The 10,871-nt window shown below is 76.5% G+C and carries 8 protein-coding genes; 1 reads left to right on the top strand and 7 read right to left on the bottom strand.

Annotated elements, in window-relative coordinates; all coding sequences use genetic code 11:
• Positions 1-118: 118 nt before the first annotated feature.
• From ACFC1T_RS29115 to ACFC1T_RS29085, 7 genes are all read right to left on the bottom strand, one after another.
• Entirely contained in the window at positions 119-826 is a 708-nt protein-coding gene (locus ACFC1T_RS29115; protein WP_375893206.1) for a hypothetical protein, read from the bottom strand.
• Between the two features lie 236 nt (positions 827-1,062).
• Complete coding sequence (locus tag ACFC1T_RS29110) at positions 1,063-3,972, bottom strand: AAA family ATPase (RefSeq protein ID WP_375893204.1); 2,910 nt, start codon at positions 3,970-3,972, stop codon at positions 1,063-1,065.
• A gap of 92 nt (positions 3,973-4,064) precedes the next feature.
• On the bottom strand, positions 4,065-4,487 hold the full coding sequence (locus ACFC1T_RS29105) for a hypothetical protein (RefSeq protein WP_375893203.1): 423 nt from the start codon (positions 4,485-4,487) through the stop codon (positions 4,065-4,067).
• 164 nt (positions 4,488-4,651) lie between these two features.
• Positions 4,652-5,953 carry an MFS transporter gene (locus ACFC1T_RS29100; protein ID WP_375893201.1) on the bottom strand — a complete coding sequence of 434 codons (1,302 nt, stop codon included), beginning with the start codon at positions 5,951-5,953 and terminating at the stop codon, positions 4,652-4,654.
• A complete protein-coding gene (locus ACFC1T_RS29095) occupies positions 5,950-7,185 on the bottom strand; it encodes a cytochrome P450 (protein ID WP_375893199.1) in 1,236 nt (411 codons plus the stop codon). The genes ACFC1T_RS29100 and ACFC1T_RS29095 overlap by 4 nt, the downstream gene beginning before the upstream one ends.
• The gene (locus ACFC1T_RS29090) at positions 7,182-7,982 is read right to left on the bottom strand and encodes a class I SAM-dependent methyltransferase (protein ID WP_375893197.1); all 801 of its coding nucleotides are present in this window, start codon (positions 7,980-7,982) and stop codon (positions 7,182-7,184) included. The genes ACFC1T_RS29095 and ACFC1T_RS29090 overlap by 4 nt, the downstream gene beginning before the upstream one ends.
• Before the next feature lie 278 nt (positions 7,983-8,260).
• Positions 8,261-9,301, bottom strand: coding sequence for a hypothetical protein (locus ACFC1T_RS29085; RefSeq protein ID WP_375893195.1), 1,041 nt, complete (start codon positions 9,299-9,301; stop codon positions 8,261-8,263).
• Between the two features lie 435 nt (positions 9,302-9,736).
• Between ACFC1T_RS29085 and ACFC1T_RS29080 the strand changes: the two genes are divergently transcribed.
• Positions 9,737-10,843: a response regulator transcription factor gene (locus ACFC1T_RS29080; RefSeq protein ID WP_375893193.1), complete on the top strand. Its 1,107-nt coding sequence runs from the start codon at positions 9,737-9,739 to the stop codon at positions 10,841-10,843.
• The last annotated feature ends 28 nt before the right edge of the window (positions 10,844-10,871 follow it).

Genomic DNA, 10,871 nt, shown 5'->3' with positions numbered 1-10,871 from the left:
GGCCGGCGGGGTGGCCCCCCCGCCCGGGGCCCCGCCGGCCGGGTTGCCCCCGCCCCCCCCGGGCCCGGTTCGTTACCGCTGTTCGTTACCGCTGTTCGTTGTTCTCGGTTCCGGTCGGTCAGTCGAGGGTGTAGCCGAGGACGCCCTCGGCGTTCTGGCCCTCGCAGTTGAGGTCGTTGGAGTCGAAGTGCTCGCCGTTGACGGTGCAGCGGCGCAGCACGCGGGTCGCCACACCGGCCGGCGGGGCGGTGTAGAGGTACCCGAGCGTGGTGACGAACTGCTGGCCCTCGCAGTTCGAGGCCAGCGAGCTGAACGTGTCCGTGCCGCCCCACGCGCGGCACTCGTACAGCGGGGTGGTGCCGGCGACCTGGCTGCCGGAGATCCAGCCGAGGCTGCCCTCCAGGTAGTAGCCCGCGGGCGCCGCCGAGGTGGTGCTCAGGTGCTCGGGGCCGTTGTACCGGTTGAGGTTGACGGTGCCGGGGGCGGGTTGGGTGGCGCACTGGAGCTGGGCGCTGCCCTCCCAGCTCGTGACCGGCCCGATGACGGCGGACTCGGCCGACTTCGCGCCGCGGGCCGCGAGTTGGTTGTTGTTCGGCCAGGCCTGGGCGGTGCCGACCTGGAGGCACTGGGTGCTGCTGAAACCGGCCGCCCGGGCCTGGGCGAGGGCGTCGTTGAGCGCGCTCTGCTTGGCCTGGGCGGACGTCGAACCGAAGCCGTCGCCCGTGTAGTTGGCCTGGGACGGGGTCGCCGAGGCGGGGATCGCGGCGGCCAGCAGCATGGTGCCGGCGGCTGCGACGATGCCCAGTGCGCGGGGGATTGCCCTCATGGTGTGGCCTTTCGTCGTGGGATCCGGTCGGGCCGGCGCGGGTGGCGGGGCCCGGAGGCGGCGGCCCGGGCCGGGGGTCGAGTTGCGGGTCCCGGCGTCCGGCCCGGCGCCGGAAGGAAAGCTAGCGAGGTCCCGGCCCGTCGTGGATCGGGGGTTTCCGCAGGCTCCCCGAGGGGGTGCCGGCCCCGGGGACTGCGGGAATCCACGATGGGCACGGACGGCGTCCGGCCGCAGGATCAGCCGTGCCGGACCGGGTCCAGGGCGCGCGCCACGGCTGCCCGGCCGCTGATCCCCAACTTCCGGTAGACCGAGGTGAGATGGGACTCCACCGTGCGGACGCTGAGGAACAGCCGGGCGGCGATGGCCTGGTTGGTGAGCCCCTGGGCGGTCAGGTCCGCGATCTCGTGCTCGCGCGCGGAGAGCGACGGCCCCTCGGGCGGGGCCGGTCGGCCCGGCGGGACGGCCGCGTCGGGCACCGTCCTGGCGCCGCTGGCCTCGGCGGCACACCGGCCGGCCCGCCAGGGCAGCTCCGCCCGGGCCAGCAGGGCGTGCGCCCCTGCCCGGCCGAACAGCCGCCGGGCCGCATCGGTCGCGCCCTCGTAGCCGGACCGGTCGCCGTGCTCGGCGGCGATCTCGGCGGCCACCAGCTGGGCCATCCCGGCCCTGACCACGAAGCCGGAGGCGGCCAGTCCGTCCGCGGCCCGGCGGGCCAGTGCCGTCGCCCGGTCCTGCTCCCCGCGCACCCGCAGCAGCCGGGCCGAGGCCAGCGACACCACGGCGCCGGCCGCCGGCAGCCCGGCGCTGCGGGCCGCCCGTCCGGCCAGTTCCACGTGCCGGGCCACCAGGGCGGTGTTGCCCTCCGCCGCGTGCACCGCGGCCATCAGGTCGTGGCCGTGGGCGGGCATCGGGTCGCGCCACCGTCCGTCGCCCAGGTTCAGCAGCCGGGCGGCCTCGGCCGCCGACGGCGGCTGCCCGCAGACCACCGAGGCCTCCACCGCGGCGTGCCGGACGACCGCGCGCCACACCGCCGTCGGCGGCTCCGGCAGGCCGAGCAGCAGCTCCAGCGCGGGGCCCGCGGCGGCCGGTCCGCCCTGCCAGGCCAGCGCCCGGAGCCGGAGCGCCGCCGCGATCGCCAGGGTCTCGGTCGCGCCGAGCTCCCGCGCCAGCTCCAGGGCCCGGTCGGCGGCGGCCCGGGCCGCGTCCAGCGGTCCCGACATCAGCAGCAACGCCGCCCGCACCGCGTGCAGTTGCGGGATGACGTAGTGGTGCTGGTGGCGTTCGGCCAGGGCGATGCCCCGCTCGATGCGCTCGGCGGTGCGCTGCCGGCGCTCCAACAGCACACCGGCCCAGCCGAGTTCGGGCAGCGCGGCGAGGGCCCGGAGCTGCCCGCGGGCGTCCAGCGAGTCGGCGAGGCGCTCGGCCGCGTCCAGCGCCCGGCGGGCGGCGGGCACCGCCCCCTGGCCGATCGCGGCGAGGCTGGTCAGGCCGTGCGCGGTCAGCCGGGTACCGGCCGAGTCGTCGCGGCGTACGGCGGCCTCGATCCGGTGCAGGCTCCGCTCCGTCCGACCGTTCATCACATCCAGTCTGGCGAGCTGGAGTTGATCGCGGGCCCGGCCGCCGCCGTCCCGGTCCAGCAGGCCGTACACCCGGTCCGTGCGGCCGCGCAGCCGTTCCGCGAGGGCGACCGGGCCGGCGGCCCGCTCCCGGTCCGGGGCCGGGCCCGACAGCAGCGGGCCCAGCGCCGCGGTGGCCTCGTCCAGCCGGCCGGTGAGGGTGAGCGCCCGGCCGAGCAGCAGCGTGGCCTCGGTGCGCAGTTCGGCGCAGTCCGCCCGCTCGGGCAGCGCCGCCAGGACGGCGCGCAGCCAGCGGGCGCTGGTCACCGGCTCGGGGTCGAGGACGGTACCGGCCGCCGCGGTGAGCCTCGCCAGCAGCCCCCGGTCCGCGCCCGGCGTGGCGTACGCGGCCTGCCCGGCCCACTCCGCGAGCGGGGCCCCGCAGCGGTCGAGGTGGTCGGCGGCCCGCCGGTGCGCCCCGGCCCGCCAGGCCGACCCGGCGAGCCGGTAGAGGGCGGCGGCCGGCAGCGGCCGGGTGAAGCGGTGGCGGCCGCCGGCCGGGGCGAGGAGGCCGTGCCCGGCCAGTTCGTCGAGTGCTCCGGCCACCGCCCCGATGGGCAGTTCGGCCACGGCCGCCACCAGCGCCGGGTCGAACTCCGGTCCGGCCACGGCGGCGGCGCGCAGCACCGTGCGGGTCCGCTCCGCCAGGGTGGCCAGTTCCCCGCGCAGCTCCGGCCCGGGCTGCCAGTCGGCAGTGGCGGGTGCCGCGGGCTGCGGCCCGAGGACGCGTGGATCGCCCGCGGCCAGCCCGGCCAGCAGGTCGGTGGGCAGTTCCGTGGGCAGTTCGGGCGGCGGCCCGGTGCACGGCCCGGCCGACGGCTCCGTGAGGGCGCGCAGGTACCGGGGGTTGCCGCCACTGGCCCGCGCCAGTAATCGGAGCCGCTCCGGTGCCGCCCCCGGCACCAGCCGGGCGATCGCGGCCGGGCCCAGGGGAGCGAGCTCGATCCACTCCGCGTCGGCATCGGCGAGGGTCCGGGTCAGCCAGGGCGGACAGCCGCCGCTGCGACAGGCCAGGACGACGGTGAACCGCCCGGTCGGCGGGCTCGCGACCAGCCGGTCGAGCAGCAGCAGCGACTCCCGGTCGGCCCACTGGACGTCGTCCAGCAGGAGGACGGGCGGGGCCCCGGCGAGTGCCTCGCGCAGTTTCCGGTGCTGCCGGTGCCCGTGTTCGGGCCCGTCGGCGTTCCCGGTTCCGGTTCCTTTCCCGGTCCCGGTCCCGGTTCCGGCTTCGGCCTGGTCGGCGAAGGCTTCGAGCAGGCTCCGGGCGCCGGTGTCCCAGAGCGCGTCCAGCAGCAGCCCGTACGGCACCGGGCGGCCGTCCCCGGTGGCCCGGGCCCGCGCCGGGGCCACCGGTCGTCCCGATCCGGCTGCCGTGCGCCGCAGTTCGGCCAGCAGGCGGCTCTTGCCGATGCCCGGCGGCCCCTCCAGCACGCCGACCGCCGGCCGTCGGTGGCCGGTCGTCAGCAGCCCGGTGAGCAGGCCCAGTTCGTGGTCACGCCCGGCCAGTACGTCATCGTCCCGAGAAGTCAGCACGAGCTGGGATGAAACCACGTCCGGGCCGCAACGCCCAGGTGTCGCACACGGAAAGCCGCCGGAGACCGCCCTGGATGGGCGGGGCCCGGCGGTCAGCAGTACGGGACGGGATCGGTCTCGCTGGTGATGTCGGTGTCCCGCACGAAGCCGACCGCGCCGTTGTCGGCCGTGGTCAGCAGCCAGCGGGTCGGGTGCGGTCCGCCGACCCAGGCCTGGTTGTCCTCCTTGCAGGAGAACCAGCTGGGGTCGGTGTTCAGGTAGCCGACGACGGTGTTCGGGTCCGGGTAGACGTGGTTGTCGCCGACGGTGCCGAAGACCGGGGCGCCGGGCACGTTGTGGCAGTACCACCGGTTGGCGTCCCCGGGCCAGCAGTTGTCGGCCGCCGAGGCGGACGGCGCGGCCACCACGCCCAGGCCCACGGCGAGGGCGGTGGCGGCGGTGGCGGCGGTGATCCTGGCGGTGATCCGGGCGGTGGCCCTGGCAGTGGTCCTGGCGGTGCGGAACGGGTTGGACATGGCGTGCTCCTGGTGCTGTGCGCGCGGGTCGGTTCGGCGCGCAGCATGCCCGGCGGCTCCGGCGTGTCACACCTCCGGTGGGCGGGGTGGCGGCAAGTGTCCGGTCTTCCGGTGTTCGTGTCCGAACCTCTCCGATTCCGATCGCGCACGCGGCCGTCGGTCGCTCAGTCCCGCCCGGTGGCGCTCCCCGGGAGCCCCGCGGCGAAGGCGGGCAGCCATCGGGAGAACAGCCCCGCGGTGGCCAGCACCAGGACGCCCATGACGGCGACGGAGCGACCGGTCGTCATCGCCTCGGCGATCAGCCCGGCCGCGACCGGGCTGAGGCCCTGGGCCGTCATCAGTCCGGTCGACTGCAGACCGAAGGCCTGCCCCCGGGAGCGCTCCGGAACCGCGGCCAGGAACGGCCGTTGCAGGCCCAGCGAGTAGCAGAACCCCACGCCCACCGCGACCAGCAGCACCCCGCCGAGCGCCACCGGGAGGCCGGGCACCGCGAAGGCCAGGAGCGGCGCGCCGAGCACGGCCAGCAACGGCAGCACCGAACGCTCCACCGTGCCGGCGCGGACGAACCGCCCCAGCACGGTGTTGCCCGCCAGCATGCCGACCGGCAGGCAGGCGAGCAGCACCCCGCCGGTGCCGGTCGACAGCCCCCGGTCCCGTACGTACGGCAGGACCAGGCTCTCCGCCCCGGTGGCGAGGGCCGGCGGGAGCCAGCGCACCAGCAGCAGCCGCCGGACCCGCCGGTCCGCCAGCAGCCGCCGGCCCTCCGCCCAGCTGCCGCCCACGGTCGAGCTCCGCCCGCCCGCGCCGGAGCTCCGCCCGCCCGCCGCGCGGGGCGCCGGATGCGGCAGCGGCAGCGGGCCGAGCCGGGCCGCCACCCACACCCCGGCCGCCAGGTGCGCGAGCGCGGTGACCAGCAGCGCGCGGCGCGCGCCCAGGCCCGCGACCGCCAGGCCGCCGCAGCCCAGCCCCAGCAACTGGGCGCCGGAGGACACCACGTTCAGCAGGGAGCGGCCGGGGACGTACGCGGTGCCCGGCAGCACCTCGGCCACCGCCCGGCCGGTGGCGCCCTGGCTCACCGGCGTGGTGGCGGCCACCGCCGCGACCAGGGCGAGCACGGCCCAGTACGGCATGGCGACCAGCACCAGGACGACGGCGGTGGCGCCCTCCAACAGGTAGCCGAGGCCGATCAGCCGGGCGGGCTGCACCCGGTCCGCGACGTTGCCGAGCAGTCCGGAGCCGATCACCTGGGGGATGAAGGAGATCCCGTAGGCGAGCGCACCGAGCACGGTGGAGCCGGTGGCCGTCAGCACCAGGACGGAGAGGGCGACCGCGCGCAGGCTCTCGGCCACCGTGCCCAGCCCGTAGCCGCACAGCAGCACCCGGTACGGGGCCACCGCCAGCAGCCGCCGGTAGCCGACGCGCTCGGCGGCCGGTGCCGTCGGGGGCGCGCCCGCGGCACGGGTCACGGCCGCGCCCCCGGCCTCCGGCCGCCCGCAGGGTCCCGTTCACCCGCGAGCTGTCGTTCGCCCGCGGGAGCCCGGTCGGCGCCCGTGACCAGCAGTTGCTGGAGGCCGCGCAGGGTCGCGCTGGGCCGCCGCACCGGCTCCCCGACGATCCGCAGCTCCTCGTACCGGTCGCCGAGCGCGTGGAACAGCGCCTGCACGATCCGGACGGCGAGGTGGTTGCCCAGGCAGGCGTGCACGCCCCGGCCGAACCCGAGGTGCGGGTTGGGGTCGCGTCCGAAGTCGGCCCGGCCGGGCTCCGGAAAGACGGCCGGGTCGTGGTCGGCGGCGCCGAACACCGCGAGCACCACCTCGCCCCGGCGCAGGCGCCGGCCGCCCAGGTCGACGTCGGTGTGGACGGCCCGGCCGGCCGCCTGCACCGGACCGTCCAGCCGGAGCAGCTCGTTGACGGTGGCGGAGTCCGTCCTGCGCAGGTCCGCGCCGCTGAGCGCGCCGTGCCGGTCCAGCCCGAGCAGGGCGTTGCCGATCAGGCTGGTGGTGGAGGTGTAGCCGGCGTGGAACAGCGCCCGCGCCGTGTTGACCAGGTGTTCAGCGGGCACCTCGCGCCGGGCGGCGGTGAGCCCGGCCATCATGCCGTCGGTGTACTCGGCCCGGAACCAGCCGTCGACGAGGTCGTTCAGCAGCACGCGGGCGGCCAGGCCCGGTTCGATCCGCTCCGGCGCGAGGCCCCCGTCCATGCTGAGGACCAGGGCGCGGGAGGCCGCGCGGAACTCGGCGTCCTGGACCGGCGGCGGGGCGCCGAACAGCAGGCAGGTGGCGGACAGCGACAGCGGTTCGGCGAGCTCGGTGATCACGTCGGCCGGTTCGTCGCCGAGCCCGGCCACCAACTCCTCGGCCGTGCGCCGGACCTGCTCGGTCCAGCGGTCCAGGTCGACCGAGCGGAGCGCGGCCAGCACCGGCTTGCGCAGCTCGGTGTGCTCGGGCGGGTCGAGGGTCTGCATGCTGAGCCGCTGCCAGGGGACGTCCCGGCCGGCCTTGCGCAGGTCGGAGCCGAAGGTCCCGGTGTCCTTGACCACCCGGAGGCAGTCCTCGTGCCGGGTGAGCACCCACACGCCGAGCTGCTCGTGCCAGTGCACCGGGTCCTCGGCGCGCAGCCGGGCGTAGACCGGGCGCGGGTCGGCCAGCATGGCGGGGCTGAGCGGGGCGAAGAGTTCCCCGCCGGGCTCCGCGGTCACCGGGCCGCCCCCGTCGGCGGACGGTCGACGGCGCCCGGGCCGCCCGAGCGCCGGGCCAGCACGAAGTCCTCCGGCAGGCCGGGCGGCGGGTCCAGGAGCGCGAAGCCCGCCTCGGCGAGCTCCCGGTGCACGGCGGGCCGCGGCACCGTGAACAGCACCCGGGAGACCGTCTCCTGCTGGACGGTCCGGCCGTCCAGGCTCGCCGTGTACTCGGCCCGGCGCCGCATGGTGGAGTCGGTGAGGGCCTCCGAGGAGGTGCGCAGCCGGTACTCGACCCCGGCCACCGTGGTCCGTGCGGCGGTCCGCAGCTCCCAGGTGCTCGGCCGGCCGTCGGTGAGCATGTCGAGGGCGAGCAGCCCGCCCGGCCGGACGGCGCCCGCCAGGTCCGCGAACAGCTTGCGCCGGTCCGGGCCGTCGAGGCACTGCAGCACCCCGGCGCACAGCGCGTAGTCCACCCCGGTGGGCAGGCCGGTCGCGCCGGCCGGGAGCAACACCGTCCGTGCGGCGAGCTCGGGCCGGGCGGACAGCTTGGCGAGGTGGACCGCGCGCATCCCGCGCGAGGGCTCGAAGCAGTGCACGGTGCAGCCGAGTTCGGCCAGCCGCAGGGCCAGGGTGCCGGTGCCGGAGCCGAAGTCGAGCACCACGTCACCGGCGCGCGCCGGCCCGGCGAACGCGTCACCGTTCGGCGAGGTCTGGTGGCCGGCGGCGGAGGCCCGGGCGAAGAGGTCGTAGTAGTAGGCCATGACGTCGTACGGATCCGGTGCGGCGAGCGCGCTGCCGCCGGTGGGCTCTTCCACTCTGCATCAGTTCCTTCGGGAATCGTGGCGGTGCGCAGGCCGGAAAAAGGTGTTGGCCGTCGGCTCATCAGCCGTCGGCCAACACTCGCGCTATTCCTGTGTTCATGGATTCAACAGGTTTACGGGTTTCAGTGGTCGTAGCTCATGTCGAGCCCCCTTTCCGCTGACGACTGCAGAAACTATCCACCGCGTCGAACCGTCGGACAACGCCGGGAATGCGGCAGCAAACTGCATGGCAGCTACTTCCGCCATTTCCGGCGCCGGGCCGACGGGCCTTGCTAGGCGAGCCAGACCGGCCCCCAGGAGAGCGGCTGCGCGCCCAGGATCGGATCCTCGACCACCCTGATGCCCAGCACCCGGAGCCGGCGGGCGGACAGGTAGCACAGCACGTCCTCGGTCAGCCGGTGCAGCGCTCCGTCGGACAGCGCCCCGAGCAGCCCGTCGGCGGACGGCCGCCCGGCCCCGCCGGCCGGCTGCGGGGCCGCCCAGGCCGACCGCTGCGCCCGGGTCACCGCCGCGGCCCGCGCATGGCGCAGGGCCCCGCAGGCGTCGGCGCCCCAGGCCGCCGTCGGCGGCGCGCCGGACGGCCGGTCGAAGAGGCGGACGATCCGCCATCCCCCGGGCAGGCCGGGCACCCGGTGGACCACGAGGCCCCGCCCGTTCCCCGGCGCCCCCGCCCCGACGGCCCGCCGGTCGGCCGCCCGCCGGGACAGCAGGGCGAGGGCGCCGTCGAGCAGCCAGTGCCGCTCGCTCGGCCCCGCCGCGCCGACGCTGGGGCCGCGGGGGGCCGGCCCGCCGCCGGGGTAGGGCGCGGGGGCCAGCGACCGCAGGCCGTCCAGGACGTGGTGGAGGTGCGGGGGCCGGTCGAGCGGGCCCCGGTGGTCCGGCGGCCGGCGGGTCGTGACGAGCAGGCCGCTCCACGGTTCGAGCAGCGGGGCCGCGCCGCGCAGCGGGTCCTCGGGGTCGGCCGGGGTGTCCGTCAGCCGGTCGCCGAGCGCGCGGATCCCGCTCCACCGCGGGCGGCCCGGGCCCGCCAGGGTGACCCGGCTGACCGAGCCGCTCGCCCGGTGCACGACCGCGGCGCTGTCGTGCGGGGAGCGGGCGAGCAGTTCCCTGAGGGTCTCGCGCAGCGCCGTTCCGGCGGTGCCCGGGCCGCCGCCGGGCGGCGCCGGCGGGCTCGGCGCTCCGCCGGCGCGGTGCCACAGCGCGACCCGTCTGACCAGTTCCTCGTGCCGCTCGCCCGGCCGGGCGCCGCCGGGGCCGAGGACGGCGAGGCCGGGCAGCACGGTGACCGGCATCGGCTGCTGCTTGTCGGGCATGCGGCGCGGGGCGTCCTTCATGAGGGGGCGGCGTGCGATCGGCCCCCGCCTCCGACGCTCCGGTGCCCCGCGGCACCGAACGGGGTGCCACGGGTACGGCTTCGACCAAGCTTCGGCCCGGCCACGGTGCCGCGTCCATCGGGGGAGCGCGGCAGGAAGCTGCACGGCAGTCTTGCCCGCGCGGACGGCGGACGGCGGACGGCGGTGGGGGCCGGTGAGGGTGTCCGCGGGTGGGGCGAATTCCCGTACGGCCTGTGGGGGAATGCCGCGCACGGGACCACCGAATCATCAATTTCGGTATCGGCATTCCGTTTCCGTCCGGGCCGGTCCGGAAACGGGTGGCCGGTTTTCCATGCTCATGACGACAGTGCGGGCTAGGGTGTCCCGTGAAGCGTCGCTGTTGTCCGACGGTGAGGCGTGTGGATTGCGGTGGAAATGTCCCAAAAGGATATGACGTACCTGGACGACACCAGTTCCGCGAAGACCGGTTCCGTGCAGCTGAGCCCGATCGCCGTATCGATCTACGGCGCGGCCCTGCGGCGCGGCCGGATCTCCGAGGCGGACCAGCCCGAGCTGCTCGAAGAACTGCGCGCCACCCCCGCCGAGGTCGAGCTCGGGCTCGCCGTCCTCAGGGAGTTGAGGCTGCTCACCCCGGCCCTCGACGACCCCGGCGCACTGACCCCGGCCAGTCCCGACTCGGCCGCCGCCGAACTGGTCACCCCCATCAAGCAGGAGATCGCCGGCCTGGAGCAGTTGGCGTCGGACCTCGAATCCCGGGTGCTCTCGCTCAAGTCGCTCTACTTCGAGAGCCGTCAGCGGCGCAACCGCCGGGAGGCCGTCGACGTCATCGACGGCACGGGCCGCGTCCGCTCGGTGCTGGGCGAGGCCTTCCGCCGCTGCGCGGTCGAGGTCCTCGGCGCCCACCCCGGCGTCATCTCCGAGCAGGACATCGAGGGTTCACTGCCCGAGCAACTGGAGCTGCTGGCCCGCGGCGTCCGCCTGCGCCTGCTCTTCCAGCACCCGGTCAGGACGAGCGCCCGCCGGCGCGAACTGCTCGAACGGCTCACCCGGGCCGGCGGCCGGATCCGCACCTGCGAGGAGATCGCCGACCGGATCGTCATCCTCGACCGCGAGACCGCGTTCATCCCCACCTGCTCCGGCCCCGACGGCGCGGTCGTCCTGCGCGAGCCCTCCACCGTCGACTTCCTCTACCGCTCCCTCGAACAGGCCTGGTCCGCCGCCCTGCCCTTCGAGCCCGACGGCCCGGGCGGTCCCGGCGGCCCCGGCGCGCCCCGCCGTGGCATCGCGGGCGAGGAGATCAAGCGCGCGATCCTGCGGATGCTCGCCGCGGGCGCCAAGGACGACCTGATCTCCCGCCGCCTGAGCATCTCGGTCCGGACCTGCCGCCGCCACATCGCCGAGATGATGGACGAACTGGAGGTCTCCAGCCGCTTCCAGGCCGGGGTCAAGGCGATCGAGGCGGGCCTGATCCGCTGCTCGACGGCCCCGGGCGACCCGGCGTCCCGGGAGGCGGCCTGCTGACCGGTGGTGCGGGTCGGCGCTGCCGGTC

This window comes from Kitasatospora sp. NPDC056076, from assembly GCF_042266305.1.
In the GTDB taxonomy this organism is placed as follows: Bacteria; Actinomycetota; Actinomycetes; order Streptomycetales; family Streptomycetaceae; genus Kitasatospora.
The sequence above is the reverse complement of the archived record's forward strand: the minus strand, read 5'-3'. Positions and strand labels throughout refer to the sequence as shown.

Coding starts and splice junctions, on each gene's coding strand:
- ACFC1T_RS29115 (WP_375893206.1), bottom strand. CDS start 826: ATGAGGGCAATCCCCCGCGCACTGGGCATCGTCGCAGCCGCCGGCACC.
- ACFC1T_RS29105 (WP_375893203.1), bottom strand. CDS start 4,487: ATGTCCAACCCGTTCCGCACCGCCAGGACCACTGCCAGGGCCACCGCC.
- ACFC1T_RS29085 (WP_375893195.1), bottom strand. CDS start 9,301: ATGCCCGACAAGCAGCAGCCGATGCCGGTCACCGTGCTGCCCGGCCTC.
- ACFC1T_RS29080 (WP_375893193.1), top strand. CDS start 9,737: ATGTCCCAAAAGGATATGACGTACCTGGACGACACCAGTTCCGCGAAG.